Here is a 26,849-nt window from a genome sequence, read left to right on the forward strand (position 1 = left end):
GCTCCGGAGTCACCCCGGCCGGGCGGTTGCATGGAAGGCATGGATACCGAACGGTTCAACGACCTCCTGGAGCGTGCCGTCGCCGACCTCGGCGCCTGCCCGTCGGCCGGGCTGATCGCGGTGGGGGAGCGGACGGGCCTGTTCGCCGCGCTGCGGCAGGGCCCCGCGACGACCGCCGAGCTGGCGCGGCGGTCCGGGACCGCGGAGCGCTACGTCCGTGAGTGGGCCGGCGCGCTCACCGCGGGCGGCTACCTGACGCACGACGGCGGCACGTACACGCTGAGCCCCGAGCAGCACGTCCTGCTCGACCCCGACGGGCCGGTGAACCTGCCGGCGGCGGCCGAACTCTGCCTCGCGATCCTGCGCGACACCGACCGGCTCGAACGCGCCTTCCGCACCGGCGAGGGCATCGGCTGGGGCGAGCACGACGAGACGCTGCACGCGGGCGTCGCCGCGTTCTACCGGCCCGGCTACGCCCAGCACCTCATCAGCGGGTGGCTGCCGGCCCTCGACGGCGTCACCGACCGGCTGCGCGCCGGCGGCAGCGTCGCCGACATCGGCTGCGGGCACGGCGCCGCGACCGTCCTCATCGCCGAGGCGTTCCCGGCCGCGACGGTCACCGGCTTCGACGCGCACCCCGGGTCGGTCGCCGCCGCGACGGCCGCCGCGGCGAAGGCCGGCGTCCGGGCCGAGTTCGAGGTCGCGACCGCCGCCGGGTTCCCCGCGCCCCCGGATGGCGGCTACGACCTGGTGACGATCTTCGACGCGCTGCACGACCTCGGCGACCCCCTCGGGGCCGCCCGGCGGGTCCGGGAGACCCTGAGCGACGACGGCACCTGGCTGATCGTCGAGCCCCTGGCCGGGGACCGGGTCGAGGACAACCTGCACCCGCTCGGGCGGCTCTTCTACGGCGCGTCGACGTACCTGTGCGTGCCGCACGCCATCTCCGAGGGCGGCGCCGCGCTGGGCGCGCAGGCGGGCGCGGCGCGGCTGACCGGGCTGCTCGCCGAGGCCGGGTTCACCGACGTCCGGGTCGTCGCCACCACGCAGACCAACCTGGTCCTGTCAGCCCGCTAGCAGGGCCCTGAGGGCCGCCTCCAGGGGCGGGGCGCCCTCACGGTTGTCCACCTCTCGGTGCGGGACCGCCGGTGGCCGGTCCGGCGGGATCGCCGCGAGGAAGTCGTCCCACCGGTCCAGCTTCTGGCCGTCGCGGTGCGAGCCGCGGGCCAGGAGCCGGGCCCGCAGCGTCGCCGGGTCGGAGCGGACCCACACCAGGTGGACGGCGTCGCCGCCGAGCGAGGACACGAACCCGGCCCACCGGCCCGCGTCGGAGATCTGGCCGGTGAACGGCGCGGACAGCACCACCGGGCAGCCGCGGGCGCGGATCTCGCGGGCGGTGGCGGCGAGCCCCGCGTACTCGTGCAGCTTGATGTTGGCGTCGTACCAGACACCCTCGCGCTCACCCGGGGACCGGCCGGCGGCGGCGAGGGTGGCGGCGACGAACCCGCCGTAGAGCGTGTCCTTGTCCAGCAGCGCCGGCACCGGGTCGAGCAGCCCGATCAGCAGGTCCGCGACCGTCGACTTGCCCGCCCCGGGCGGCCCGGCCACCACCCAGACGTCGGCCGGGCCACGCCCGGTCATGCCACCAGCAACTGGTTGGTGGCCAGCTCGCGGTACAGCTCGCTGGAGTCGAGCAGGTCGGCGTGCCGGCCGGTGGCGACGACCCGGCCGCCCTCCATGACCACGATCTGGTCCGCGTCGACGACGGTCGACAGGCGGTGCGCGACGACGATCATCGTCCGATTGTGCGCCACAGTGTCGATCGCCTGACGCAATGCCACCTCGTTGCGCGCGTCGAGGTTGGACGTCGGCTCGTCCAGCAGCAGGATCGGCGGCGCGGCCAGCAGCGTCCGGGCGATCGCGAGCCGCTGCCGCTCCCCGCCGGACAGCAGCACCCCACCCTCGCCGACCTGCGCGTCCAGGCCGAGCGGGGTCCGCTCGACGACGTCGGCGAGGTTGACCGCGTCGAGGACCTCCAGCATCTGCGCGTCGGTGGCGCCGGGCGTGGTGAGCCGCAGGTTCTCCCGCAGCGTCCCGGCGAGGACCGGCGCCTCCTGCTCCACGTAGCCGAGCTGGGCGCGCAGCGTCTGCCGCGGCAGGTCCCGCACGTCCACGCCGGCGACCCGGACGGTGCCGGCGGTCGCGTCGTAGAACCGCTCGACGAGCTGCAGCAGCGTCGACTTGCCCGCCCCGGAGGGGCCGACGAGGGCGGTGCGGGTGCCGTACGCCACCGTGAACGACACATCGCGCACGACCGGCTCCAGCGAGGCCGCGTAGCCGAACGTGACCCCCTCGAACGTGACGGCGACGGGGGAGTCCGCCACCGCGGCGGTGCCCGCGTCCTCCTCCAGGGGCACGACCAGGATGTCCTGCATCCGCTGCAACGCGCCCAGCCCGGTCTGCAGCTGCGTGTACGCGTGCAGCGCCTGGCCGAGGGGCATGACCAGGAAGAACAGGTAGAGCACGAACGCGACCAGGTCACCGACGGAGATGGTGCCGTTCGCGACGCGGGCGCCGCCGACGCCGAGCAGCAGCAGGAACGCGCCCTGGATCGCGGCGACGCTGGCCGGCCCGACGAGCGCCTGCAGCTTCGCGATCCGCACGCCCGCCCGGTACGCCTCCTCGGCGCCGGACTCGACGGTGGCGACCTCGCGGTCCTCGGCGTTGCTCGCCCGGATCGTGCGGGCCGCGGTCAGCGCCCGCTCGACGGCGCTGGTCATGTCGCCGATGCGGGCCTGCGCCTCCTCCGAGGCGGGCCGGACCCGGCGGGAGAAGATCACCGCGATCGACAGGCCCAGCGCGAGACCGCCGCCGGCCGTGAGGAACAGGACCGGGTCGAGCAGCAGCATCGCGACGCCGGCGCCGACGACCATGACGGCGCCGGTGACGGTCTCGAACAGGCCGGACGTCACGACGGCCCGCAGGAGCGTCGTGTCGGCGCCGACGCGGGACAGCAGGTCGCCGGTGCGGCGCTGGTCGTACTCGGCGATCGGCAGCCGCAGCAGGTGCCGGGTCAGCCGCCGGCGGGCGGTCAGCACGAGCCCCTCGGCGGTGCGCTGCAGCAGGTAGTCGCGCAGCGCGTTGAGCACCGCGACGGCGGCGAGGACCGCGACCAGCAGCGCGACGGTCCGCCCGACCGCCTCCGAGGCCTGCAGGCCGTCGAGGACGTCGCGGGTCAGCAGCGGCTGGGCGAGGGTCGTGACGGATCCGAGCAGCGACAGCACGCCGACGACGACGAGCGTCCGGCGGTGGTCACGCAGGTACGGCAGGAGGGAACGCAGCGAGACGGCATCCTTCTTGGTGGCCACCTGGCCGAGGCTAGCCCTGTTCTGCTGAGTGTCCCCTGAGTCCGTGGCTTGCCGGGCGTCCCTGAGTCGCTACTTCGCCGGGCGTCCCCTGAGTCGCTACTTCGCTGGGCGTCCCCTGAGGAGCACCAGTGACGGGTGCCGGAGCGCCTCGGGCGTCACCCTCGGGTCGGCGGTGACCGCGACGAGGTCGGCGGGCGCGCCCTCCTCGATGCCCTGGAACCCGAGGTAGCGGCGGGCGTCCCAGCACGCGGCGCCGACCGCGGCGGCCGGCGGCAGCCCCGCCGCGGCCAGGTGCCCGATCTCCGCGACGACGTCGCCGTGGCCGAGGGAGTCGGTGCCGGCGAGGACGGTCACGCCGGCCTCCCACGCGTCGACGGTCGCGGTGCGCAGGCTCTCGACCCCGCCGAGGAACCAGTCCTTGCGCGGCCCCTCCGGCTTCGTGCGCACGTTGTCGACGTGGCCGATGAAGCCCGTCCAGGTCGGGGTCACCGCGCCGCCCCGCGCGGCGAGCACGTCGAGCAGGTCGGGCGTCAGGAACCAGGCGTGCTCGATCGAGTCGACACCGGCCAGGACCGCGGCGCGGGTGCCCTCGGCGGTCTGGCAGTGGGCGGCCACCCGCCCGTTCACCGCGTGCACGGCGTCGCAGAGCTCCCGCAGTACCGACTCCGGGGTCTTGACCCGGTCGAACTCCCAGTCGCCGTAGGTCTTGCACCAGCCGTCGTTGGCGAGGGCCTGCGCGACGCCTGCTGCGGTCAGGTCGCTGGTTCTTGTCTGCAGGTCGTCCAGGTCCTCCAAGCCGTCCCAGGCCAGCCACGGGCCGGCGGTGACGAGCCGCGGCGCGGCGGCGTCCTCGCGGAGGCTTGCCGGGATCGGCTCCCGATGCCCCGGCACGCGCAACAGGAGGGTGCCGTCGCCTGTGTACTGCCGGGCGGCCGCCGCGAACAGCTCCGGGTCGAACGCCATCGTGTCCGCGTGGTGGCCCAGGTGCGCGTGGGAGTCGACGAGACCCGGCAGGATGAACCCGCCCTCGTGGACCGTGGTCACGTCGCCGGACGGGCGTTGGAAGGTGAGCCGGTCGCCGAGCACCCAGATGTCGCGGACGTCACCGTCCGGCAGGACGGTGCCACGCAGGTGGAGGCTCGTCATCGGGCCACACTAGACTTGTTTGACTCGAACCAGATATGGGGTGCCTCGTTTGACCGTCCAGTCCGTCCGCCTCTTCGGCGACCCGGTGCTGCGCACGCCCGCCGACAGCGTCGTGGACTTCGACCGTGAGCTGCGCAAGCTGGTCAAGGACCTGCTCGACACCATGGGCCAGCAGAACGGGACCGGCCTAGCCGCCCCGCAGATCGGCGTCGGGCTGCGCGTGTTCACCTTCGATGTCGACGACGTCATCGGGCACCTGGTCAACCCGGTGCTCGAGTTCCCCGACGAGGAGGAGCAGGACGGTCCCGAGGGCTGCCTGTCGATCCCGGGCGTCTACGTGGACACCAAGCGCCGGCAGAACGTGATCGCCAAGGGCTTCAACGAGCACGGCGACCCGATCCAGATCGTCGGCACCGGGCTGATGGCGCGCTGCGCCCAGCACGAGACCGACCACCTCGACGGGGTCCTGTTCGTCGACCGGCTCGACGCCGACCGGCGCAAGCAGGCGATGAAGGAGATCCGGGCGGCGGAGTGGTACAACCCCGACGCCCCGCCGGTCGTGAAGACCAGCCCGCACGGTCTGTTCGGCCGGTGAGGCTCGTCTTCGCGGGGACGCCCGCCGTGGCGCTGCCCGCCCTCGACGCGATCGCGGCCTCCTCGCACGAACTGGTCGCCGTGGTGACCCGCCCCGACGCGCCCTCCGGCCGCGGCCGGCAGCTGGTGCCGTCGCCGGTCAGCGCCTGGGCGCAGGAGCGGGGCATTCTCGTTCTGGCTCCCGAGCGGCCGCGTGAGCCTTCGTTCTTGGACCGGCTCCGTGAGCTGGAGCCAGACTGCTGCCCGGTCGTCGCGTACGGCGCGCTGGTGCCGCGGGTCGCGCTCGACATCCCCCGGTTCGGGTGGATCAACCTGCACTTCTCGCTGCTGCCCGCGTGGCGCGGCGCGGCCCCGGTCCAGCACGCCGTCCTGCACGGCGACGACATGACCGGCGCCAGCGTGTTCCTCCTGGAGGAGGGCCTGGACACCGGCCCCGTCTACGGCACGCTCACCGAGCCCGTCGGCGCCCGCGACACCTCCGGCGACCTGCTGTCGCGGCTCGCCGACTCCGGCGCCTCGCTGCTGGTCTCCGTCCTGGACGGCATCGCCGCCGGCTCGCTCGCCGCCGTGCCGCAGGCGCACGAGGGCATCTCCCTCGCGCCGAAGCTCACCGTGGACGACGCCCTCATCCGCTGGGGCGACCCGGCCTTCGCCGTCGACCGGCGGGTCAGGTCCTGCACGCCCGCCCCCGGCGCCTGGACGACCCTGCGCGGCGACCGGTTGAAGCTCGGCCCGGTCACGCCGGTCACCGCCGCCTCCGTCATCGGCGGCGGCGCGACGCTCGGCCCGGGCGTGGTCGCCGTCGAACGCAACCGGGTCCTGGTCGGCACCGGCACGGTGCCGGTCGCGCTGGGCACGGTCACCGCACCCGGGAAGAAGGCCATGCCCGCGGACGCCTGGGCGCGTGGCGCCCGCATCGAGTCCGGCGTGGTGCTCGGCGCCCCGGCTTCCGGAGCCTCGTCTTGAGGTCGCCCCGGCGGGGGCCGGGGCCGCGCCCGGCGGGTGCCCGCGACGACCGGCTCGTCCGGCCGCCGCGCGGTGGCCGCCCGGCGATCGACCCTGCCCGTGAGGCCGCCTATGAGGCCGTCGCCGCCGTGCACCGCGACGACGCGTACGCCAACCTCGTGCTGCCGAAGCTGCTCCGCGAGACCGGGGTCACCGGCCGCGACGCCGCGTTCGCGACCGAGCTGACCTACGGCACGCTGCGCCAGACCGGCACCCTGGACGCGATCGTCGCCGCCGCCGCGGACCGTGCCGTGGACCGCATCGACCCGCCCGTCCGCGACGCGCTGCGGATCGGCGCCTACCAGCTGCTCAACATGCGCGTCGGCGCGCACGCCGCGGTCGCGACCACCGTCGACCTGGTCCGCTCCCTGGTCCCGGGCGCCGCCGGCTTCGCCAACGCGGTCCTGCGCCGCGTCGCCGAGTCCGACCGCGCCGCGTGGCTGACCCGGCTGGCCCCCGCCGACCCGTTCGAGGCGGCCGCGCTCAACCACGCGCACCCGCAGTGGATCGTGCGCGCCTTCGCCGACGCGCTCGGCTCGCTCGACGAGGCGGAGCTCGCCCTCGACGCCGACAACCTCGCCCCGCCCGTGCACCTGTGCGCCCGGCCCGGCCTGCTCGATCCCGCCTCGTTCGCCGCGTCGCTGCGGGGCGCCTCCGTCGGGCGGTACTCGCCCTACGCGGTCGTGCTGACCGGCGGCGGCGACCCGGCCGGCATCGCCGCCGTCCGCGACGGCCGCGCCCACGTGCAGGACGAGGGCAGCCAGCTCGTCGCCGCCGCCCTGGCCCTGTCGGACATCGAGGGTCGCGACGAGCGGTGGCTCGACCTGTGCGCCGGCCCCGGCGGCAAGGCGGGCCTGCTCGGCGCGCTCGCCCGCACCCGCGACGCGCACGTGACCGCCGTCGAGGTCGCCCACCACCGGGCGGCGCTGGTCGCCAAGGCCACCGAGGGCCTGCCCGTCTACACGATCCACGCCGACGGCCGCGACGTGGGCAAGGACGCGGACCTGCCCGAGGGCGGCTTCGACCGGGTCCTCGTCGACGCCCCGTGCACCGGCCTCGGCGCGCTGCGCCGCCGCCCCGAGGCCCGCTGGCGCCGCCAGCCGTCGGACCTGCCCCCGCTGACCCGCCTGCAGCGCGAGCTGCTGCAGTCCGCGTTCCGGGCGGTCCGGCCGGGCGGGGTCGTCGCCTACGTCACCTGCTCCCCGCACCAGGCCGAGACCGAGGTCTCGGTCACGGAGGCAGCCCGCCGCTCGCAGATCGACATGGACCTCATCGACGCCCGCCCCTTCCTGCCGTCCTCGCTGCCCGACCTGGGCACCGGCCCGACAGTCCAGCTCTGGCCCCACCGCCACGGCACCGACGCCATGTTCCTGGCCCTGCTCCGCCGCGCCGACAAGTAACCCCCGCCGACCCCCCGTCCCGCCCTCACCCACCACCCTGCGCCCTGCCCTGCGCGGTGTTTGCCTGGCTCGGCTTCTGCCTGACCCGGTCTTTTGCCTGGCCCGGCTTCTGCACTGCGCTGCTTCTGCCTGGCTCGGCTTCTGCCTGGCTCGGCCTTTGCCTGGCTCGGCCCTGCCCAGCCCGGTCCTGCCACCCGGTGCTCGACTCTGCCCTGTCGGCCCCCCGCACAGACGTTGATCAATGCCCAGGTTTACGGCTTTCTATTGATAGACATTGCGCGATCCACCCCCAATTTGAAGATCATCTTGTAGGTGGATCGCGCAACTTCGATAGAACAAAAGCCGCAAAAGCGGGTATTGATCAGCGTCGGTTTGGAGTGGGCTGGGAGCCGGGCGCCGTGCGGGTTGGACCTACGTCACGCAGCTCCGGCGGGCTGCAACCTTCGCGACGGGTCGGCCTGGTGTGGTCCGGCCTTCCTGGCGTGCCGGCCTTTGTACTGCTCGGCATTGGGTGGAGGCTGCGTCGACTGGTGCCGACCGGAATGGGGGTGGAGGGCTGCGTGGGCCGGTGCTGATCGGAGTGGGGGTGGAGGGCTGTGTGGGCCGGTGTCGATCGGCGTTGGTGGGTGAAGGCTGCGCGGGCTGGTATTGATCAACGTATGTGGGTGTGCTGAGGTTGCGGCGTTGCGGGGGTTGAGGCCCCGCTGGGTCGCTCCGGCGAGCCGTAATCCCGCAAGGGCTCCGCTCTAGCGGGCTCCGCTCCTGCCTTCGCTCCACCTCTGCCCAGTTCTGCCCGGTTCGCCTGGATGGCTCTGCTCTGCCTCTGCCCAGTTCTGCCCGGTTCGCCTGGATAGCTCCGCTCTGCCTCTGCTCTGCCTCTGCTCGGTTCTGTCCGTTCTGCCTGGTTCGCCTTCATGGCTCTGCCCTGCCCTGTGTAGACATTGGTCAATGCCATGGTTTGTGGCTTTTAGGCGAAAGGCGTCGTGTGGTGCGCCCCCCGATCCGGGATCGCTGAGGGGTGATCGCGCAATGGTAATGGGGTAAATGCCGTATTAGTTGGCATTGATCAACGTATGTGGGGTGCGGCGGTTCGGTGGGGGCGGTTGGCTTGACCGTGCAGCGATGTTGGCCAGCGTGTTGATGGTGTGGGGGTGTGGGTGGCGCTGGTCAGTCGGGGAGGAGGGCGGCGACGGCGGTGCGGGTGCCGCAGGAGAGGGCGATCAGCCGGTCGCGTTCGGCGAGCCAGGCGTCGCCGAGGGCCTGGCGGGTCGCCGGGTCCAGGCCGCGGGCGTCGTTGATCAGGGTGCGCTCCTCCTCGTCGAGGTGGTGGTAGAGCGAGTTCGCGAGCTTGCTGACGGCCTTGTCGAAGGCGAGCGACGTCATGTCGGGCACGTCCAGCAGGGCGAGGAGGCGGCGGTGGCCGTCGAGGTGCTCGTCCTCGCCGTGCTCGACGTGGCCGTCGCCGCCGGTGAGCTCGCGTAGCTTCGGGTACACCTCGGACTCCTCGGCGGTGGCGTGCGCGACGAGAAGGTCGGCGAGCTCGGTCAAGGTGCGCCGCCGGTGGCTTTCGAGATCCGCGGGGGAGCGGTCGCGCAGGGAGCGGAGCAGCGTCTCGAAGCGCACGTGATCGGCGACGATCACATCGACGACATCAGCCATCCACCGATTGTCCCCCATATCCGGCGGAAGGCGTACCGTCGCCTAGAGTGCTGATGTGAGCAACACCGTGATCGCACCGTCCATTCTCGCCGCGGACTTCGCGCGGCTCGCCGAGTCCGCCGGGGCGGTGGAGGGCAGCGCCGACTGGCTGCACGTGGATGTCATGGACTACCACTTCGTGCCCAACCTGACGATCGGGCTGCCGGTGGTGCAGAGCCTGCGGAAGGCGACCACGCTGCCGTTCGACTGCCACCTGATGATCGCGGACCCGGCGCGGTGGGCGACGCAGTACGCGGAGGCGGGGGCGTACAACGTCACGTTCCATGCCGAGGCGGCCACGGACCCGGTCGCGATCGCGAAGGACCTGAGGAAGGCCGGCAGCCGGGCCGGGCTCGCGATCGACCGGGACACGCCGGTCGAGGGGTATCTGGAGCTGCTGCCGCACTTCGACCTGCTGCTGATCATGACGATCAAGGCGGGGTTCGGCGGGCAGGCGTTCATCCCGGAGCTGCTGGACAAGGTCAGGACCGCGCGCCGGCACGTCGACGCGGGCCATCTCGAGCTGCGCATTGAAGTTGACGGTGGAGTGGCCGACGATACGATCGCGGCCTGCGCGGAGGCGGGTGCCGACACGTTCGTGGCGGGCACCGCGGTCTTCGGCGCAGAGGACCCGGCCGCCGCGGTGCGCAGGCTCCGCGCCCTGGCGAACGGCTGACGGCACCAAACAAACGCGGCACCAAGCACGGCACCGAACACGGCACCAACGAGGAAGCCCGAGAGACAACCGAAGAGGACAGCGCATGGGCGAGCCCGACACCATCCTCGTCGTCGACGACGACGTCGACATCGCCCGGTTCATCGAGGTCAACCTGAAGCTCGAGGGCTACCGGGTGCTGCTCGCCCACGACGGCGCCACGGCGCTGCAGCTCGTCGAGGAGCACATGCCGGCCCTCGCGGTCGTCGACTGGATGATGCCGCAGCTGGACGGCCTGGAGCTGACCCGGCGGCTGCGCGCCGACCCGATGACGGCGCCGATCCCGGTGATCCTGCTGACCGCGCGCGGGCAGACCGCGGACAAGGTCATCGGGCTGCAGGCGGGCGCCGACGACTACTTGGTGAAGCCGTTCGACACCCTGGAGCTGGTCGCGCGGGTGCGCTCCACGCTGCGCCGCAACCAGGAGAACCGGGAGGTGTCGCCGCTGACCGGGCTGCCCGGCAACAGCCGCATCCTGCGCGAGATCACCGACCGGGCGCGGGCCGGCGCCGACTTCGCCGTCTCGCACGTCGACATCGACCGGTTCAAGGCCGTCAACGACGTGTACGGGTTCGCACGCGGCGACGAGTTCATCACCTCGCTCGCCCGGGCGTTGCACCGCGCCGTGGTCGAGGTCGGGCTGCCGCCGGCGTTCCTCGGCCACATCGGCGGCGACGACTTCCTCGTCGTGTGCAGCCCCGACCAGCTCAAGCCGCTGACGACGAAGGCGATCCTGGAGTTCCAGGCGGCGTCGGACGCGCTCTACGACCCGTCCGACGCGGAGCGTGGCTTCGTCGAGGTCGTGCAGCGCAACGGCGAGGTCCAGCAGGCCAACCTGGTCACCCTGTCGATCGGGGTGGCGATCGGACAGGCGGCCGCCGGCGGGCAGCTCACCGACCCGCGTGAGGTCATCGCGATCGCCACCGACATGAAGTCCGTGGCGAAGAAGCACAACGGCAACTACGTGGCTGTCGACCGCCGCAGTGCGCTGCACCTGTGATGTATGTCCCTGGGTAAGGACCGGGTCGGTCGCCGCGGAAATGTGCAAGACTCAGGTTACGTACCCACCACGCGCTGGCGGGGCTCGGTGAAATTCCGAACCGGCGGTAAGCGGTCGTAGACCGCGAGCCCGCGACCCGGTCGAAGCCATCGGCCGGTGGATCTGGTGTGAGTCCAGAGCCGACGGTCAAAGTCCGGATGGGAGTTCAGCGCGCGGGATCCGGTGTCCGTTTCGACGGGCGCCTGGGGGGCTGGCCTGCGCATCTGCGCATCCCCGCACCCCGCCCGCAGCCGTCCCCATCAGCCTCCCGACGCGTGACCACACCGCGCGGAGAGGGCCAATGGACGCAGACGCAGATGCCAGCCACATGCGGCGTGCCGTCGAGCTGTCCCTGCGCAGCCTCGGCGAGACCAGCCCCAACCCCAACGTCGGCTGCGTCCTCGTCGGCCCCGGCGGCGACGTCGTCGGCGAGGGCCGCACGGCACCCGCCGGAGGGCCGCACGCCGAGGTCAGCGCCCTTGCGGAGGCCGGCGAGCTGGCCCGGGGGGCCACCGCTTACGTCACCCTCGAACCGTGCGACCACACCGGCCGCACCGGCCCCTGCACGCAGGCCCTGATCGCGGCCGGGGTCGCCCGCGTCGTCGTCGCCGTCCGCGACCCGAACCCGGTCGCCGCAGGTGGCGCGCAGACCCTGCGACAGGCCGGAATACACGTCGACGAAGGCGTCGAAAGTGAAGAGGCCCACGACGCCATGCGAGGGTGGCTGACCGCGGTCGGGCGGGGCACGCCGTACGTGATCTGGAAGTTCGCCGCCACGCTCGACGGGCGCTCCGCCGCCGCCGACGGCACCAGCAAGTGGATCACCTCGCCGGAGGCCCGGGCCGACGTGCACCGCATCCGGGCCGGCGTCGACGCGATCATCGCCGGCATCGGCACCGTCCTCGCCGACGACCCGCAGCTCACCGTGCGCACGCCCGAGGGGCCCGCCGCCCGCCAGCCGCTGCGGGTCGTGGTGGAAGGCGGTAGTCGTACACCTCCCGCCGCGAAGATCCTGGACGGCTCGGCGCCGACGTTCGTGGCCGCCGCACCTGAGGGCGGAAGGGTCGACCTGCACGGCATGCTGCGGCACCTGTACGACCAGGGCGTTCGCACGGCGCTGCTGGAAGGCGGCCCGACCCTGGCGGGCGCGTTCCTCGCCGACGGTCTGGTCGACCGGGTCGTCGCCTACCTCGCCCCGAAGCTGCTCGGCGCCGGCCCGGCCGCCCTGGGCGCCGCGGGAATCTCCACCATCGCCGAGGCATTGACGCTCGACGTTGTCGACCTTGCCGTGATCGGGCCTGACGTGCGCCTGACGGCAACAGTGAAAGGTGCGTGACCCAGTGTTCACCGGCATCATCGAAGAGCTCGGCACGGTCGTCGCGATCGACCCGCTCGGCGACTCGGCGCGGCTGTCGATCCGCGGCGCGACCGTCACCTCCGACGCGGCCCACGGCGACTCCATCAGCGTCAACGGCGTCTGTCTCACCGTGGTCGACAACGACGGCGGCGTCTTCACCGCCGACGTGATGGGCGAGTCGCTGGACCGGTCCACGCTGGGCACGCTCACCGCAGGCTCCCCGGTCAACCTGGAGCGCGCCGCGACCATGGCCACCCGCCTCGGCGGTCACATCGTGCAGGGGCACGTGGACGGCGTCGGCGCGGTCCTGTCGCGGGAGGCCGGCGACCAGTGGGAGACCGTCACGTTCTCCCTTCCGCCGCAGCTCAGCCGGTACGTCGTGGAGAAAGGCTCCATCACCGTCGACGGCATCTCGCTGACCGTCATGGCGGTCACCGACGACACGTTCTCCGTCGGGCTCATCCCGACCACGCTCAAGCTCACGACGCTCGGTGCCAAGAGCGTCGGCGAGAAGGTCAACCTGGAGGTCGACATCATGGCCAAGTACGTCGAGAAGCTGCTGGCGAAGGGTGGCAAGTGATGGGATCACCGGTCACGGGCCTGGACCCGATCGAGCGGGCGGTCAAGGACATCGCCGCCGGCAAGGCCGTCATCGTCGTGGACGACGAGGACCGCGAGAACGAGGGCGACCTGATCTTCGCCGCGGAGTTCGCCACCCCGGAGCTGGTCGCGTTCATGGTCCGTTACACGTCGGGCTACATCTGCGTGCCGATCATGGAGGCCGAGGCCGACCGGCTCGATCTGCCGCCGATGTACCGCACGAACCAGGACCGCCGCGGCACGGCGTACACCGTGACCGTCGACGCCAGGTTCGGCGGGACGACCGGCATCTCCGCCGCCGACCGCGCCCGCACGATCAGGCTCCTCGCGTCCGAGGACACCAAGCCGACCGACCTCACGCGCCCCGGGCACATCGTGCCGCTGCGGGCCAAGGAGGGCGGGGTCCTGCGCCGCGCCGGGCACACCGAGGCGGCCGTCGACCTCGCCGCCATGGCCGGCCTGCGCCCCGCGGGCGTGCTGTGCGAGATGGTCAACGACGACGGCACCATGATGCGCCTGCCCGACCTGCAGGCCTTCGCCAAGCAGCACGACCTGGCGCTGGTCAGCATCGCCGACCTCATCGCGTACCGCCGGCACACCGAGAAGCAGATCGAGCGGGTCGCCGAGACCCGGCTGCCGACCGAGCACGGCGTGTTCCGGGCCGTCGGGTACACCACCGAGTTCGACGACGGCGAGCACATCGCCCTCGTCTACGGCGACCTCGGCGACGGCGAGGACGTGCTCGTCCGCGTGCACTCCGAGTGCCTCACCGGCGACGTGTTCGCGTCGGTGCGCTGCGACTGCGGACCCCAGCTGCACGCGTCCATGAAGCTGGTCGCCGCCGAGGGCCGCGGCGTGGTCCTCTACATGCGCGGCCACGAGGGGCGCGGCATCGGCCTGATCCACAAGCTGCAGGCGTACCAGCTGCAGGACCTCGGCCGGGACACCGTCGACGCCAACCTGGACCTCGGCCTGCCGGCCGACGCCCGCGACTACGGCACCGGCGCGCAGATCCTCGTCGACCTCGGCATCAAGACGATGCGCCTGTTGACGAACAACCCGGCAAAGCGGGCGGGTCTGGAAGGGTACGGTCTGTCCGTGCTGGGTCGCACGCCCCTGCCGACCCGGCCGCACCCGGAGAACGTGCGGTACCTGCGCACGAAGCGGGACCGCATGGGGCATCTGCTGGACGAGCTCGACGAGGTCGCGGAAGGACTTGCGTGATGGCTGGAATTGGCGCACCGGTGCTGCAGCGGGTTGACGGCACCGGACTGACCCTCGGCATCGTCGCCACCCGGTGGCACGCCGAGCTGGTCGACCACATGCTCAACCGGGCCATCGAGGCCGGCGAGGCGTCGAACGTCGACCACATCACCGTCGCCCGCGTCGACGGCGCCGTCGAGCTGCCCGTCCTGGCCCAGGCCCTGGCGCACCGCTTCGACGCGGTGGTCGCCCTGGGCGTGGTGGTCCGCGGCGACACGGCCCACTTCGAGTACGTCTGCCAGTCCGTCACGGACGGGCTGACCCGGGTCGCCCTGGACGAGTCGACCCCGGTCGCCCACGGCGTGCTGACGGTCGACAACCTGGACCAGGCCCGCGCCCGGGCCGGCCTGCCGGGCTCCCCGGAGGACAAGGGCTACTCGGCGACCTTGGCCGCCTTGGACGCCGCCCACGCCCTCCGCCAGGTAGCCAAGTCCTGACGCCGGCTCGCGCTGCAGGCCGCCTCTGACCCCGTTTTCCGTGATCCGGAAGACTTTGTGCTGCCATAGCGACACAAACTCTTCCGGATCATGAGAGACGGCCACGGCGGAGTGATCGCGAACGGTTTCGGTAGCCCTGGCTACCGGGATGATTCGGGATCATGGGCGGGCCTGATGCCGGCTTGCGCGGCGGGCGGCCTCTGACCCCGTTTTCCGTGATCCGGAAGACTTTGTGCTGCTATAGCGACACAAACTCTTCCGGATCATGAGAAGCCCCCCGCCCAGCCACGACGGAGGGTGGGCGGGATGGGCGCGGATGCGCGATCCGGCCGCGCGGAGCGCTGGCTGTGCGAGCGCAGCGAGCATTGGGGGTCCGGGGTGAGAATCCCCCGGCGGGCCCCGCCGCGGCAGCGGTGGGGAGGCGAGCCCATTGCGAAGCAACCGGCGGGAAACAGTGAACAGCTTTCAGACTTCGAGGACGGCGGCCAGGGTGTCGCGGAAGTTGCGTTCGGCGGGGGTGATGAGCTCGCCGCCGAAGCCCAGGACGTCGCCGGACTTGGCGGCGCTGACGACCTGGTCGGCGAGCGTGATGAGCCAGTAGCGGTAGGACTCGGCGTCGGCGTCGGTGGCCTTCGCGGCCAGCAGCACGTGGGCGGCCTTGGCGCGCTCGATGACGTCGGCGATGCCCGCGGCGCGGTCGGGGAACTCGATGATCGGGGGCTCGACGCCACCCGCGAAGCCGCCCACGGCGTCCTCGTCGATGTCGCCCTGGCGGGCGACGACGTCGGCGGCGACCGTGCGGACCAGGTCGCTGGCGGAGTCGCGGCCGTCGGCGATGGCCGTCATGCCCGCCGTCCACTCCTCGCGGGTGCGGCGGGCGCCGTCCTGCTCGGCCTGGGACGCGGCGATCAGCACGGACTGGGGCAGGCCCACGAGGAGCCCCCACTCTTCGTCGGTGTACTTCGGCACGGTTTCCACGCAGAACAGCCTATCCAGGGTGGGCGGAGTTCGCCTTTCGGGTGATCGCGGTAAACCTGGAAACCCGCTCGCGCGTCGTAGGTGCGTGACGGCCGACGTGGGGACCACGCCATGGGACGGTAGGGCGGTGCTAGCAGAGCCCGCCCGGGACGCCGCGCGCGAGTGGAGCGCCGACGAGGCGGTCACCGCGCTGTTCTCGGCGCACTACCGCGGGCTCGTGCGGCTGGCGGTGCTGCTGTTGCACGACGAGCAGGCCGCCGAGGACGTGGTGCAGGACGCGTACGTGGGGCTGCACCGGCGCTGGTGGCGGCTGCGGGACGCGGACAAGGCGCTCGGCTACCTGCGCACGAGCGTCGTCAACGGGGCGCGGTCGGCGCTGCGGCACCGGGGGGTCGCCGACCGGTACGTGGCGGCGCGGCGGCAGGTCGACGAGCAGACGGTGGCGAGCGCGGAGACGGGGGCGCTGGCGTTGCTGCGGCACCGGGAGGTCCTGGAGGCGGTCCGTCGCCTGCCGGCGCGCCAGCGGGAGGCGATCGTGCTGCGGTACTACGCCGAGCTGTCGGAGGCCGAGATCGCCGACGCGATGGGGGTCAGCAAGGGGTCGGTGAAGAGCCATGCCGCCCGGGGCATGGCCGCCCTGCGGCTCGGTCTGGAGCAGGCACCATGAAGATGTCGCCGGAGGACCGGCTGCGGGCGGCGCTGCAGGCGCAGGTCGACACCGTCGAGGTGGCGCCGGACGCGCTGCCGCGCATCCGCGGCCGGATCGAGCAGCGGCGCCGGGGCGGCTGGGTGGTCCTCGCCGCGGCCGCGGCGGTCGCCGCCGTCATCGCCCTCGCGGTGGTGGTGTTCATCCCCGAACGGGTGCCGGGGCCGGACGGGACGCAGGACCGGCTGCCGGCCCTGCCCGCGCCGACGGTCCCGGTGCAGCCGCCGTCGCCCACCGCGCAGCCCGTGACGGTGCTGCTGCCGGTGTACTACGCCCGCAACGACCGGCTGGTGCGGGAGTTCCACGAGCTGCCGCTCCCGGCCGACGACGACGCGCACCGGGTGGCGGCGGCCGTCGGTGAGGCGTTGCGCGCCGGCACCGCCGCGGACCCCGACTACCTGTCGCTGTGGCCGGACTCGGTGACGGTGCGCGGGGTCGCCTTCGACGGCAAGGTCGTGGTCGTCGACCTGTCCGACGTGGGTGCGGGGCCGCGGTCCGGCACGCCCGCGCTCGCGGTGCAGCAGCTGGTGTCGACGGTCGCCGCGGCGGCGTCGTACACGTCGGTGAAGCGGATCGACGGGGTGCGGATCACGGTGGACGGCTCGGCCGTGGCGAAGCTGTGGGGCGCGGTCGACACCAGCCGGCCGGTGAAGCAGCTGCCGCCGTCGGAGATCTACGCACCGGTGTGGGTGATCGACCCGCAGCAGGGTCAGGTGGTCGGCAAGTCGTTCACCGTGCACCTGGCGGGGATCGTGCCGGAGGGCGCCGTGCACCTGCGGATCCGTGGGGGGGCGGGCGGGGTCGAGCAGGTCGTCGTGGACCAGCCCGTGCAGCTGACGGCGGGCGCGCCCGCGGTCGGGGAGGCGAGGGTGCCGCTGACGCTCGCGACCGGCCGGTACACGATCGAGGCGTACTACGTCTCCATGGCGGACGGCAGCGTCCAGGGAGTGGACGACCACGAGTTCACGGTGGGGTGAACCGGCCGACCGCGCGGCGTGAGGCAGGACACGCCTGTCGTGATCGTGATTCCCCTTTCACGGGCGGGCCTGCGAGAATTCGTGCCCGTGAAGACCTTTGACGAGTTGTTCGCCGAGCTGACCGCCAAGGCCGCCGCGGGCACCCCGGGCTCCGGCACGGTCGCCGCGCTGGAGAAGGGCGTCCATTTCATCGGCAAGAAGGTCGTCGAGGAGGCCGCCGAGAGCTGGATGGCCGCGGAGCACGAGGGTCGCGAGCGCACCGCCGAGGAGCTCTCACAGCTGCTGTACCAGGTGCAGTGCCTGATGCTGGCGACAGGGCTGTCGCTGGAGGACGTCTACCGACATCTGTAGGCCGGTAGCCGCGATCCCGTCCCTCCTGTCTTCGAAAGGCCCCACCGATGCTGCGTATCGCCGTGCCCAACAAGGGCACCCTGTCCGGTCCCGCCGCCCAGATGCTCCAGGAGGCCGGCTACCGCCAGCGCTCCGACCCCAAGGACCTGCTGTGCCGTGACGAGGCCAACGACGTCGAGTTCTTCTACCTGCGCCCCCGTGACATCGCCACCTACGTCGGCTCCGGCGACCTGGACCTCGGCATCACCGGCCGCGACCTGCTGATCGACGCCGACAGCGGCGCCGAGGAGCTGCTCGACCTGGGCTTCGGGCGGGCCACGTTCCGCTTCGCCGGGGTGGCCGGCTCGATCGACGGCGACAAGCCCGCCGACCTGGCCGGGCTGCGGGTCGCGACCGCCTACCCGGGCGTGATGGAGCGCTACTTCGCCGAGCACGGCGTGACCGCCGAGGTCATCCGGCTCGACGGCGCCGTGGAGAACGCGATCCGCCTCGGCGTCGCCGACGTGATCGCCGACGTCGTCGAGACCGGGGCGACCCTGCGCCAGGCCGGGCTGGAGACCTTCGGCGAGCCGATCCTCAAGTCGTCGTCGGTGCTGGTGCGCCGCAGCGGGACCGGTGAGCTGGCCCCCGCGGCGAAGCAGCTGCTGCGCCGCCTCCAGGGCGTCCTGGTGGCCCGCCGGTACGTGATGCTCGCCTACGACGTGCGCGCCGACGCGCTCGACGCGGCCGTGGCGCTGACCCCCGGCATCGAGTCGCCGACGGTGTCGCCGCTGCACCGCGAGGGCTGGGTCGCCGTGCAGGCGATGGTCCAGCGCGACGAGGTGCACCGGATCATGGACGAGCTGTACGAGGTGGGCGCCCGGGCCATCCTGGTGACCGGCATCCACGCGTGCCGGTTGTAGTCTCATCGGTGTGAGCAGCACCGTTCTCGCCCGTCCGCGGCGCGCCAGGATCCTCGCCTTCGTCCTCGCCGCCGTGGTCGTGGTGGTCTTCACGCTCATCGCGCTGGGGCTGCACGGCAAGACCGGCGACGGCCCCGGCTATTTCCAGCGCGGTGACCAGGCCGCCATGATCGGCCTGGGGATCTGCGCCGCGCTCGCCATCCTGCTGATGGCCAGGCCCAAGGTCGAGGCCGACGAGACCGGGGTCCGGGTGCAGAACATCATCGGCTCCTACGACCTGCCGTGGGACGTGGTGCGCGCCGTCACGTTCGGCCGTGGCGCCCCGTGGCTCACCCTGGATCTGCACGACGACGAGCGGGTCTCGGTGATGGCGGTGCAGATCGCGGACAAGGACCACGCGGTCAAGGCGGCCCGCGGGCTGCGGGCCCTGCACGCGGCGTCGCTGACGAGCAGCGTGGTAGAGTAACTGGAGTCGACCGCACGCCGCGTCCTGTAATGGAGCGAGGCGTGTTCGAAGCGGAGGTAAAACTCCCACCCGTGCAGCTCTGGGCAGCCGGGTCCCGGTCTGATCGCATGGCCTCGGTGTGAGGTGGTGTGGTCGAGTGGGCCCTCGCATGCGCGCTGCGCATCCGGGGGCTTTTCCGCTTCGGTCGGCACACCAGACAGCACCGATCGAGGAGGCCACATCAGCGTCGAGCCACGCGTCAACGAGCAGATCCGGGCACGTGAGGTCCGGCTGGTCGGCCCGGAGGGTGAGCAGGTGGGCATCGTCCCGCTCGAGCGCGCACTCCAGCTGGCCGCCGACGTGGACCTGGACCTGGTCGAAGTTGCGCCCATGGCACGCCCGCCCGTCTGCAAGCTCATGGACTTCGGCAAGTTCAAGTACGAGAGCGCGCTCAAGGCCCGGGAAGCCCGGCGTAACCAGCAGCAGACCGTCATCAAGGAGATGAAGCTCCGCCCGAAGATCGACCCGCACGACTACGAGACCAAAAAGGGTCACGTCATGCGGTTCCTGAAGCAGGGCGACAAGGTCAAGGTAACGATCATGTTCCGAGGCCGCGAGCAGAGCCGCCCGGAGCTGGGGTTCCGGCTGCTGCGCAAGCTCTCGGAGGAGATCTCGGAGCTGGGCTTCGTCGAGGCGTCCGCGAAGCAGGACGGCCGCAACATGATCATGGTCCTCGCGCCTCACCGCAACGTGAAGGCCGCGGCGACCGCTTCCCGTGAGGGTCGCTCTGAGGATTCCTCAGTGGACACCGGAGGGGACACCGCCGCGCCGGAGGGCGAAGCAGCCGTCCTGCCCGAGGTCGTCACCGCCGACCAATGACCAGCGCTGGATAAAGCACCACCCGGCACCACTGCACCACACCACAACGACCGCGTCGTGCGGGCGGGACCCGCACAGCGGTCGTCCCGGCCTGTGCGCCGGTGCGCCACGGCACCCTCCCGTTCCGACGGGGAGGGTGCCGGCTCTGGCGTGCCGCACATGAAGGGGCAACATCAGCCATGCCGAAGTTCAAACCGCACTCCGGGATGAAGAAGCGCGTCAAGATCACCGGTCGCGGCAAGTTCCTCGCCGAGCCGGCCGGCAAGCGCCACCTGCTCGAGGTCAAGCCCAGCAAGCGGACCCGCCGGCTCAGCGGCACCGTCGAGCTCGCCAAGACCGAGACCACGCGCGTCAAGAAGATGCTCGGCCTCTAGTCACGCGTACCGCAGCTCCCCCCTTTCCTGACTTTTCCGACCGGCCCGCATGACTCAGGGCCGGTCTCGCATGAGGAGTAACGAACCGTGGCACGCGTGAAGCGGGCAGTGAATGCCCAGAAGAAGCGCCGTACCGTCCTGGAGACCGCCAGCGGCTACCGCGGGCAGCGCTCGCGGCTGTACCGCAAGGCCAAGGAGCAGATGCTGCACTCGATGCAGTACGCCTACCGGGACCGGCGCGACCGCAAGGGTGACTTCCGCCAGCTCTGGATCACCCGTATCAACGCCGCCGCCCGCGCGAACGGCCTCACCTACAACCGCCTGATCCAGGGTCTGCGCCTGGCGGGCGTCGAGGTCGACCGCAAGATCCTCGCCGAGCTGGCCGTCAACGACGCGAAGGCGTTCAGCGGCCTGGTCGCGGTGGCGAAGACGGCCGTTGCCGCAGCCTGACGCAGTGCGAACTGGGCAACCCGGGGCGGTCTTCACCACACGGACCCCCCGGGTTGTCGCTGCCCGGCGGCTGCAGCGCCGCCGCGACCGGGACGAGACCGGCCGCTTCCTCGCCGAGGGCCCCCAGGCGGTCCGCGAGGCCCTCCGCTGCGGCGTCGTCGTCGAGGTGTACTGCACCGCCGACGCCCTCACCCGCCACGCCGCCCTCCTGGACGGGGCCCGGGTCAGCGTCGTCGACGACGACGCCCTCGCCGCGCTCACCGAGACCGTCCAGCCGCAGGGCCTGGTCGCCGTCTGCACCCAGCGTGACGTCCCCCTCGCGGACGCGCTGCGCAAGAAGCCCCGGCTGGTCGCCGTCTGCGCCGACATCCGCGACCCCGGCAACGCCGGCACCGTCCTGCGCACCGCCGACGCCGCCGGCGCGACCGCGGTCGTGTTCGCGGGCGACAGCGTCGACCCGTACAACGGCAAGGCGGTGCGCTCCTCCGCGGGTAGCCTGTTTCACGTCGACGTGGTCCGGGCCCGTGACGCGGCCGCCACGATCACCGCGCTGCGCGACGCCGGCCTGCGGGTCCTCGCCGCCGACGGCTACGGCGAATCGGACCTGTTCGAGCTGTCCGACCTGGATCGGCCCACCGCGTGGCTGTTCGGATCCGAGGCGCACGGGCTCCGCGAGGAGCTCAAGCACGCCGCCGACGCGCGCGTCAGGGTGCCCATCCTCGGCGGCGCCGAGAGCCTGAACCTGGCTGCGGCCGCCGCGGTGTGCCTGTACGCTTCGGCGAAAGCACTGAACGTGTCAAAGGAGTCGATGTGAGCACGCGCCTGTTTATCTGGCCCGCCGGTGACGGTGGGCGGACAGGACGTCGCACCTCCTGACACCTTCCCACGGCCGGCGGGCGCCCTTCTCTACACTGTCCGGGGCCTGTAATGGGGCCAACCTCCCGTGGGAAGAGTCCGATGACGTACCGCAATGATCCGTATGACCCGAAGCAGGCGATGCTGCTCGCCCAGGACGCCCTGGACGACGCCGTGGCGAGCGCTGACAAGGCATTCGCCGGTGCGAGCGACCTCGACGCCCTTGCCGCGCTGAAGTCGCAGCACCTCGGCGACCGCGCCCCGATCTCCCTCGCCCGCCGCGAGATCGGCTCGCTGCCACCGGCGGCGAAGGCCGACGCGGGCAAGCGCGTCAACGAGGCCCGCGTCGCGGTGCAGGCGGCGTTCGACGCCCGGCTCGCCGCGCTGACCGCGGAGCGCGAGGAGCGCGTCCTGGTGGAGGAGACGGTCGACGTCACCCTCCCGACCGGCCGCCGCCCCCGCGGCGCCCAGCACCCGCTGACCAAGATCATGGAGCGGGTCGGCGACCTGTTCGTCGGCATGGGCTACGAGGTCGCCGAAGGCCCCGAGGCCGAGTGGGAGTGGTACAACTTCGACGCTCTCAACATGCACCCGGACCACCCGGCGCGCTCGATGATGGACACGTTCTTCGTCGCCGCCAGCGGCGCGGGCCCGGACCATGCCAATGACCTGGCCCATGACGTCGCCAAGGACGTCGACTCGCGGATCGTGCTGCGCACGCACACGTCACCCGTGCAGGCGCGGACGATGACGACCAGCAAGCCGCCGATCTACATCGTCTGCCCGGGTCGCGTGTACCGCACCGACGAGCTCGACGCGACCCACACGCCCGTGTTCCACCAGGTCGAGGGCCTCGTGATCGACAAGGGCATCACGATGGCGCACCTGAAGGGCACCCTCGACCACTTCGTCAAGGGACTGTTCGGCCCGGGCACCGAGACCCGCCTGCGGCCGTCCTACTTCCCGTTCGTCGAGCCCGGCGCCGAGATCGACATGTGGTTCCCGCACCACCGCGACGGCGCCCGCTGGGTCGAGTGGGGCGGCTGCGGCATGGTCAACCCGCGGGTGCTGCGCGCCTGCGGCATCGACCCCGACGAGTACTCCGGGTTCGCGTTCGGCATGGGCATCGAGCGGGCGCTGATGTTCCGCAACGCGGCCGCCGACATGCGGGACATGGTTGAGGGCGACGTGCGCTACGCGCGGGCGTTCGGATGGGAGGCCTGAGATGCGCGTACCCCTGTCATGGCTGCGTGAGCACGTCGACCTGCCGGCGGACCTGACCGCCGACGGCCTGGAGAAGGCCCTCGTCAAGGTCGGCCTCGAGGTCGAGGAGATGACCGACGCCGGCGCCTCCGTCGAGGGTCCCCTCGTCGTCGGCCGGGTCGAGTCGATCGAGGAGCTGCAAGGGCTGAAGAAGCCCATCCGGTACTGCCTCGTCGACGTCGGCAACCCCGAGCCGCAGGGCATCATCTGCGGCGCCCGCAACTTCGCCGAGGGCGACCTCGTCGTCGTCGCGCTGCCCGGGGCGGTCCTGCCCGGCGGGTTCGCGATCGCCGCCCGCAAGACGTACGGACACATCTCCAACGGCATGATCTGCTCCGCCCGCGAGCTCGGCGTCTCCGACGAGCACGAGGGCATCATCGTGCTGCCCGCCGGGACCGCGTCACCCGGTGCCGAGGCGCGGCCGGTCGTGGGCCTGGACGACATCGTCGTCGAGGTCAACGTCACCCCGGACCGCGGCTACTGCTTCTCCGTGCGCGGCCTCGCCCGGGAGCTGTCGCACTCGCTCGGCGGCGCGTACCGCGACCCGGTCGCGGCGGTCGTGCCGATCGAGGGTGACGGCACCGACGCATATCGCATCGACGTGCGTGACAGCGTCGCCTGCGACCGGTTCACCGCCGTCGCGGTCCGCGGGGTCGACCCGGCCGCGCCGACCCCGCAGTGGATGAAGTCCCGCCTCGCCGTCGCCGGCGTCCGGTCCATCTCGCTGCCCGTCGACATCACCAACTACCTGATGCTCGAGACCGGCCAGCCGATGCACGCGTGGGACCTGGAGCGGCTCACCGGCCCCCTCGTCGTGCGGCGCGCCGCCGCGGGGGAGACGCTGACGACGCTCGACGGCGTCAAGCGGACCCTCGACCCGCAGGACATCGTCATCGCCGACGACTCCGGTGTCGTGTCGCTCGCCGCCGTCATGGGCGGCAGCACCACCGAGGTGTCGGCGACGACCGTCGACGTGCTCCTCGAGGCCGCGCACTGGGACCCGCTGTCGGTCGCCCGCACGATCCGCCGGCACAAGCTGCCCAGCGAGGCCGGCAAGCGCTACGAGCGGGGCGTCGACCCGCAGATCACCGCCGCCGCGTGCGCGCGGGCCGCGGCGCTGCTCGCCGAGCACGGCGGCGGCACCGTCGACCAGCGGGTCACCGACGTCTACGCGGTCACGCCGCCGGCGCCGGTCACGATGGCCCTCACCCGGCCGTCGGAGCTCGCCGGCATCGACTACACGCCCGAGCGGGTCGTCGAGGTGCTGACGATGATCGGCGCCTCGGTCGAGGTCGCGGACGGGCGCGCGGTCGTGACCCCGCCGAGCTGGCGGCTCGACCTCGTCGACCCGGCCGACCTGGTCGAGGAGGTGCTGCGCCTCGACGGGTACGACCGGATCCCCAGCGTCCTGCCGATCGCGCCGCCCGGCGCGGGCCTGTCCGTCACGCAGCGCCGCCGCCGCACCGTCGGCCGCGCCCTCGCCGACGCCGGGTTCGTCGAGTCGCTGTGCTACCCGTTCGTCGGCGAGGCAACCCTCGACGCGCTGCGGATCCCGGCCGGCGACCCCCGCCGCGACATGGTGCTGCTGCGCAACCCGCTCTCCGAGGAGGAGCCGGGGATGCGCACGACGCTGCTGCCGCCGCTGCTGGGCGCGCTGCGCCGCAACCTCGGCCGCGGCCTGCGGGACGTCGCGCTGTTCGAGCTCGGCACCGTCTTCCTGCCCGGCGGACCCGTCCAGGTCGCGCCGGCCGCGGGCGTCGACGGGCCGCCGCCGGCCGAGGAACTGCGGGCCGCGGAGGCGCTGCTGCCGCACCAGCCGTGGCACGTCGCCGCCGTCATCGCCGGCGACGCCGACCCGGCGGGCTGGTGGGGCGCGGGCCGCCCCGCCGACTGGGCCGACGCCGTCGAGGCCGCCCGGATCACCGCCGAGGCGGCCGGGGTCACCCTCACCGTCAAGGCCGCTGTGGCTGTCCCGGGAGGAGCCGACGCGGTCGCGCCGTGGCACCCGGGCCGCTGCGCGGCGCTGCTCGTCGGCGACACCGTCGTCGGGCACGCCGGCGAGCTGCACCCGGCGGTCTGCGCCGACCTCGACCTGCCCCGCCGCACCGTGGCGATGGAGCTCGACCTCGACGCGCTGCCGCTGCCGGACGTGGCCACCGCGCCGCGGCTGTCGGGCTTCCCGACGGCGCTGCTCGACGTGGCGCTCGTCGTGGACGCCGCGACCCCGACCGGCGACGTGGAGGCCGCGCTCACCGACGGAGCGGGTGCGCTGCTCGAGTCGGTGCGGCTGTTCGACGTGTACGAGAGCGAGCAGCTCGGCGAGGGACGCAAGTCCCTGGCGTACAAGCTGACGTTCCGCGCCCCGGACCGCACGCTCACCGGCGAGGAGGCCCTCGCCGCCCGCGACGCCGCCGTCGCCGTGGCTGCCGACCGCTTCGGCGCGACCCTCAGGGGCGCGTGACCGCAGACGCGCAGCGTGACCGTCCGGGCGGCGCGCGACGCGCCTGCCGGAGGTGACCCTCCGCACAGCCGAACACGGGCGGCCGCATCGGACAGATGCGGCCGCCCGAACGGTTGGTCACAACGGTCGAGCCCCCTGCCAGGCGACGGTCAGATATCGGACCGAGCGATATTTCCGCTGGCGGGAAAGCCGGGGGAAAGGTGTGGGGCGGGACGCTTCACCCTGAACGGGTCGGGAGCCGGCAGTGCGGAAGTGGTACCGTCACGGCGCCGAGCCATCCTCCGTCTTGTCACGTGGCGTGAGGTCATCCTGAAGGCTCGGCCCGCGCCAAGCGCCGGCTTCGATCTCGGCTCTCCTGGAGGGGCAGCGCGTGTCAGACGATAGTGCATCGGCAGGTTTCACGACCGACGTCGTGATCATCGGAGGTTGCGGCCGGGTCGGACTGCCGCTCGGCATCGCCATGGCCTCCCGAGGCCTGCAGGTCACCCTGTACGACATCAACGCCGCCGCGGTCGCGGTGGTGAACGACGGACGGCTGCCGTTCGACGAGGAGGGCGCGGCCGAGCCGCTCGCCACCGCCGTCAAGGAGGGCAGGCTCACCGCCAGCACCGACCCGTCGACCGTCGCGTCGGCCGAGCACCTCGTCGTGATCGTCGGCACGCCCGTCGACGAGCACCTCAACCCCAACATCGGCGCGGTCCCCGCGGCGATCGAGCGCTGCGCGGAGTACCTGCGCGACGGTCAGCTCATCGTGCTGCGCAGCACCGTGCACCCCGGCGTCACCGCCCTCACCGAGAAGCTCATCAAGCGCCTCGGCGTGCAGGCCGACGTGGCCTTCTGCCCCGAGCGCATCGCCGAGGGCAAGGCGATGACCGAGCTGTTCGAGCTGCCGCAGATCGTCGCCGCCCGCAACCCCGCGGCGATGGAGCGGGCCGAGAAGCTGTTCCGCAACCTGGCGAGCGACATCGTGCGGCTCGAGCCCGAGGAGGCCGAGCTCGCGAAGCTGTTCACCAACACGTGGCGGTACATCAAGTTCGCCGCCGCCAACCAGTTCTGGATGATGTCCAACGACTTCGGCCTGGACTTCGAGCGGATCCGGCACGCCATCCGCTTCCAGTACCCGCGCGCCAACGACATGCCGGGCGCCGGTTTCGCCGCGGGTCCGTGCCTGCTCAAGGACACGATGCAGCTGGCGGCGTTCACCAACAACACGTTCGTGCTCGGCCACAGCGCCATGCTGATCAACGAGGGCCTGCCGCTGTACGTCGTGTCGAAGCTGCAGGAGCGCTTCGACCTGTCGGAGATGACGGTCGGCATCCTCGGCATGGCGTTCAAGGGCGGCAGCGACGACATCCGCGAGTCCCTGGCCTACAAGCTGCGCAAGGTCGTCATGCTGAAGGCGAAGGAGACCCTCTGCAGCGACCCGTACGTCAAGGACGACCGGTTCGTGTCGCAGGACGAGGTCCTCGCCAAGGCCGACCTGCTGATCATCGCCGCGCCGCACCCCGAGTACCGCGACCTGCAGACCGACATCCCGGTCGCGGACATGTGGGGCATCACCAACAAGGGCGTGCGCGTATGACGCT

The 26,849-nt window shown here is 72.3% G+C and carries 27 protein-coding genes and 1 riboswitch; of the genes, 22 read left to right on the forward strand and 5 right to left on the reverse strand.

All coding sequences use genetic code 11. The features are described 5' to 3' along the window. The first annotated feature begins 39 nt into the window (after nt 1-39). A complete protein-coding gene (locus tag ABD332_RS20435; protein WP_344503572.1) occupies nt 40-1,077 on the forward strand; it encodes a class I SAM-dependent methyltransferase in 1,038 nt (345 codons plus the stop codon). Here the strand turns inward: ABD332_RS20435 and ABD332_RS20440 are convergent. The 3 genes from ABD332_RS20440 to ABD332_RS20450 form a co-directional block, all read right to left on the reverse strand. Next, nucleotides 1,066-1,641: a P-loop nucleotide/nucleoside kinase family protein gene (locus ABD332_RS20440; RefSeq protein ID WP_344503573.1), complete on the reverse strand. Its 576-nt coding sequence runs from the start codon at nt 1,639-1,641 to the stop codon at nt 1,066-1,068. The genes ABD332_RS20435 and ABD332_RS20440 overlap by 12 nt on opposite strands. Continuing rightward, nucleotides 1,638-3,368, reverse strand: coding sequence for an ABC transporter ATP-binding protein (locus ABD332_RS20445; RefSeq protein WP_344503574.1), 1,731 nt, complete (start codon nt 3,366-3,368; stop codon nt 1,638-1,640). Before ABD332_RS20445 ends, ABD332_RS20440 begins: the two co-directional genes overlap by 4 nt. 96 nt (nt 3,369-3,464) lie before the next feature. Continuing rightward, a complete protein-coding gene (locus tag ABD332_RS20450; protein ID WP_344503575.1) occupies nt 3,465-4,514 on the reverse strand; it encodes an amidohydrolase family protein in 1,050 nt (349 codons plus the stop codon). Between the two features lie 49 nt (nt 4,515-4,563). Here ABD332_RS20450 and def point away from each other — a divergent pair, with 49 nt between their 5' ends. The 3 genes from def to ABD332_RS20465 are packed head-to-tail and all read left to right on the forward strand — an operon-like array spanning nt 4,564 to nt 7,513. Next, nucleotides 4,564-5,109 (forward strand): peptide deformylase, encoded by a 546-nt coding sequence (gene def / locus ABD332_RS20455; protein ID WP_344503576.1) that lies wholly within the window; start codon nt 4,564-4,566, stop codon nt 5,107-5,109. Beyond that, nucleotides 5,106-6,074 (forward strand): methionyl-tRNA formyltransferase, encoded by a 969-nt coding sequence (fmt, locus tag ABD332_RS20460; RefSeq protein ID WP_344503577.1) that lies wholly within the window; start codon nt 5,106-5,108, stop codon nt 6,072-6,074. Before def ends, fmt begins: the two co-directional genes overlap by 4 nt. Beyond that, nucleotides 6,005-7,513, forward strand: a complete 1,509-nt coding sequence (locus ABD332_RS20465; protein WP_344503660.1) for an RsmB/NOP family class I SAM-dependent RNA methyltransferase — start codon at nt 6,005-6,007, stop codon at nt 7,511-7,513. Before fmt ends, ABD332_RS20465 begins: the two co-directional genes overlap by 70 nt. 1,167 nt (nt 7,514-8,680) lie before the next feature. Here ABD332_RS20465 and ABD332_RS20470 read toward each other — a convergent pair. Further along, nucleotides 8,681-9,172 (reverse strand): hemerythrin domain-containing protein, encoded by a 492-nt coding sequence (locus ABD332_RS20470; protein WP_344503578.1) that lies wholly within the window; start codon nt 9,170-9,172, stop codon nt 8,681-8,683. Nucleotides 9,173-9,227: 55 nt separating this feature from the next. Here ABD332_RS20470 and rpe point away from each other — a divergent pair, with 55 nt between their 5' ends. The 6 genes from rpe (at nt 9,228) to ribH (ending at nt 14,622) form a co-directional block, all read left to right on the forward strand. Then, nucleotides 9,228-9,887 carry a ribulose-phosphate 3-epimerase gene (gene rpe, locus ABD332_RS20475; RefSeq protein ID WP_344503579.1) on the forward strand — a complete coding sequence of 220 codons (660 nt, stop codon included), beginning with the start codon at nt 9,228-9,230 and terminating at the stop codon, nt 9,885-9,887. Between the two features lie 85 nt (nt 9,888-9,972). Further along, the gene (locus ABD332_RS20480; protein WP_344503580.1) at nt 9,973-10,926 is read left to right on the forward strand and encodes a GGDEF domain-containing response regulator; all 954 of its coding nucleotides are present in this window, start codon (nt 9,973-9,975) and stop codon (nt 10,924-10,926) included. 69 nt (nt 10,927-10,995) lie between these two features. Next, nucleotides 10,996-11,140: riboswitch (FMN riboswitch) on the forward strand. Between the two features lie 126 nt (nt 11,141-11,266). After that, entirely contained in the window at nt 11,267-12,301 is a 1,035-nt protein-coding gene (ribD, locus tag ABD332_RS20485) for a bifunctional diaminohydroxyphosphoribosylaminopyrimidine deaminase/5-amino-6-(5-phosphoribosylamino)uracil reductase RibD (protein WP_344503581.1), read from the forward strand. A 4-nt stretch (nt 12,302-12,305) separates the two neighbouring features. Continuing rightward, nucleotides 12,306-12,902: a riboflavin synthase gene (locus tag ABD332_RS20490; protein ID WP_344503661.1), complete on the forward strand. Its 597-nt coding sequence runs from the start codon at nt 12,306-12,308 to the stop codon at nt 12,900-12,902. Beyond that, nucleotides 12,902-14,146, forward strand: coding sequence for a bifunctional 3,4-dihydroxy-2-butanone-4-phosphate synthase/GTP cyclohydrolase II (locus tag ABD332_RS20495; protein WP_344503582.1), 1,245 nt, complete (start codon nt 12,902-12,904; stop codon nt 14,144-14,146). The genes ABD332_RS20490 and ABD332_RS20495 overlap by 1 nt, the downstream gene beginning before the upstream one ends. Beyond that, nucleotides 14,146-14,622, forward strand: coding sequence for a 6,7-dimethyl-8-ribityllumazine synthase (gene ribH, locus ABD332_RS20500; RefSeq protein WP_344503583.1), 477 nt, complete (start codon nt 14,146-14,148; stop codon nt 14,620-14,622). The genes ABD332_RS20495 and ribH overlap by 1 nt, the downstream gene beginning before the upstream one ends. A gap of 465 nt (nt 14,623-15,087) precedes the next feature. Here ribH and ABD332_RS20505 read toward each other — a convergent pair whose 3' ends face one another. Then, nucleotides 15,088-15,600 carry a hypothetical protein gene (locus ABD332_RS20505; protein ID WP_344503584.1) on the reverse strand — a complete coding sequence of 171 codons (513 nt, stop codon included), beginning with the start codon at nt 15,598-15,600 and terminating at the stop codon, nt 15,088-15,090. A gap of 127 nt (nt 15,601-15,727) precedes the next feature. Here ABD332_RS20505 and ABD332_RS20510 point away from each other — a divergent pair, with 127 nt between their 5' ends. The 12 genes from ABD332_RS20510 to ABD332_RS20565 all read left to right on the forward strand — a co-directional run bounded on the left by ABD332_RS20510 (nt 15,728) and on the right by ABD332_RS20565 (nt 26,845). Further along, entirely contained in the window at nt 15,728-16,267 is a 540-nt protein-coding gene (locus tag ABD332_RS20510; protein ID WP_344503586.1) for a SigE family RNA polymerase sigma factor, read from the forward strand. Beyond that, a complete protein-coding gene (locus ABD332_RS20515; RefSeq protein WP_344503587.1) occupies nt 16,264-17,283 on the forward strand; it encodes a GerMN domain-containing protein in 1,020 nt (339 codons plus the stop codon). Before ABD332_RS20510 ends, ABD332_RS20515 begins: the two co-directional genes overlap by 4 nt. 87 nt (nt 17,284-17,370) lie before the next feature. Continuing rightward, nucleotides 17,371-17,634, forward strand: coding sequence for a phosphoribosyl-ATP diphosphatase (locus ABD332_RS20520; RefSeq protein WP_203850014.1), 264 nt, complete (start codon nt 17,371-17,373; stop codon nt 17,632-17,634). A gap of 47 nt (nt 17,635-17,681) precedes the next feature. After that, nucleotides 17,682-18,536, forward strand: coding sequence for an ATP phosphoribosyltransferase (hisG, locus tag ABD332_RS20525; RefSeq protein ID WP_344503588.1), 855 nt, complete (start codon nt 17,682-17,684; stop codon nt 18,534-18,536). A 4-nt stretch (nt 18,537-18,540) separates the two neighbouring features. Then, nucleotides 18,541-19,002, forward strand: a complete 462-nt coding sequence (locus ABD332_RS20530) for a PH domain-containing protein (protein ID WP_425552258.1) — start codon at nt 18,541-18,543, stop codon at nt 19,000-19,002. 219 nt (nt 19,003-19,221) lie between these two features. Beyond that, a complete protein-coding gene (infC, locus tag ABD332_RS20535; protein WP_344503662.1) occupies nt 19,222-19,860 on the forward strand; it encodes a translation initiation factor IF-3 in 639 nt (212 codons plus the stop codon). Nucleotides 19,861-20,039: 179 nt separating this feature from the next. Next, on the forward strand, nt 20,040-20,234 hold the full coding sequence (gene rpmI, locus ABD332_RS20540) for a 50S ribosomal protein L35 (protein WP_344503590.1): 195 nt from the start codon (nt 20,040-20,042) through the stop codon (nt 20,232-20,234). Between the two features lie 87 nt (nt 20,235-20,321). After that, a complete protein-coding gene (rplT, locus tag ABD332_RS20545; protein ID WP_344503591.1) occupies nt 20,322-20,684 on the forward strand; it encodes a 50S ribosomal protein L20 in 363 nt (120 codons plus the stop codon). After that, a complete protein-coding gene (locus ABD332_RS20550) occupies nt 20,671-21,498 on the forward strand; it encodes a TrmH family RNA methyltransferase (RefSeq protein ID WP_425552250.1) in 828 nt (275 codons plus the stop codon). The genes rplT and ABD332_RS20550 overlap by 14 nt, the downstream gene beginning before the upstream one ends. A 143-nt stretch (nt 21,499-21,641) precedes the next feature. Further along, on the forward strand, nt 21,642-22,763 hold the full coding sequence (pheS, locus tag ABD332_RS20555; protein ID WP_344503593.1) for a phenylalanine--tRNA ligase subunit alpha: 1,122 nt from the start codon (nt 21,642-21,644) through the stop codon (nt 22,761-22,763). Between the two features lies 1 nt (nt 22,764). Next, nucleotides 22,765-25,263 (forward strand): phenylalanine--tRNA ligase subunit beta, encoded by a 2,499-nt coding sequence (pheT, locus tag ABD332_RS20560; protein WP_344503594.1) that lies wholly within the window; start codon nt 22,765-22,767, stop codon nt 25,261-25,263. A 412-nt stretch (nt 25,264-25,675) separates the two neighbouring features. Next, nucleotides 25,676-26,845: a nucleotide sugar dehydrogenase gene (locus ABD332_RS20565; RefSeq protein WP_344503595.1), complete on the forward strand. Its 1,170-nt coding sequence runs from the start codon at nt 25,676-25,678 to the stop codon at nt 26,843-26,845. The last annotated feature ends 4 nt before the right edge of the window (nt 26,846-26,849 follow it).

This window comes from Dactylosporangium maewongense (assembly GCF_039531485.1).
Lineage (GTDB): Bacteria > Actinomycetota > Actinomycetes > Mycobacteriales > Micromonosporaceae > Dactylosporangium > Dactylosporangium maewongense.

Excerpts from the sequence above, each read along its gene's own strand:
- ABD332_RS20435 (WP_344503572.1), top strand. The coding sequence starts at position 40 with ATGGATACCGAACGGTTCAACGACCTCCTGGAGCGTGCCGTCGCCGAC.
- pheS (WP_344503593.1), top strand. The coding sequence starts at position 21,642 with ATGACGTACCGCAATGATCCGTATGACCCGAAGCAGGCGATGCTGCTC.
- ABD332_RS20470 (WP_344503578.1), bottom strand. The coding sequence starts at position 9,172 with ATGGCTGATGTCGTCGATGTGATCGTCGCCGATCACGTGCGCTTCGAG.
- pheT (WP_344503594.1), top strand. The coding sequence starts at position 22,765 with ATGCGCGTACCCCTGTCATGGCTGCGTGAGCACGTCGACCTGCCGGCG.
- ABD332_RS20495 (WP_344503582.1), top strand. The coding sequence starts at position 12,902 with ATGGGATCACCGGTCACGGGCCTGGACCCGATCGAGCGGGCGGTCAAG.
- ABD332_RS20515 (WP_344503587.1), top strand. The coding sequence starts at position 16,264 with ATGAAGATGTCGCCGGAGGACCGGCTGCGGGCGGCGCTGCAGGCGCAG.
- ribD (WP_344503581.1), top strand. The coding sequence starts at position 11,267 with ATGGACGCAGACGCAGATGCCAGCCACATGCGGCGTGCCGTCGAGCTG.
- ribH (WP_344503583.1), top strand. The coding sequence starts at position 14,146 with ATGGCTGGAATTGGCGCACCGGTGCTGCAGCGGGTTGACGGCACCGGA.
- ABD332_RS20450 (WP_344503575.1), bottom strand. The coding sequence starts at position 4,514 with ATGACGAGCCTCCACCTGCGTGGCACCGTCCTGCCGGACGGTGACGTC.
- rpmI (WP_344503590.1), top strand. The coding sequence starts at position 20,040 with ATGCCGAAGTTCAAACCGCACTCCGGGATGAAGAAGCGCGTCAAGATC.
- ABD332_RS20480 (WP_344503580.1), top strand. The coding sequence starts at position 9,973 with ATGGGCGAGCCCGACACCATCCTCGTCGTCGACGACGACGTCGACATC.
- hisG (WP_344503588.1), top strand. The coding sequence starts at position 17,682 with ATGCTGCGTATCGCCGTGCCCAACAAGGGCACCCTGTCCGGTCCCGCC.
- ABD332_RS20440 (WP_344503573.1), bottom strand. The coding sequence starts at position 1,641 with ATGACCGGGCGTGGCCCGGCCGACGTCTGGGTGGTGGCCGGGCCGCCC.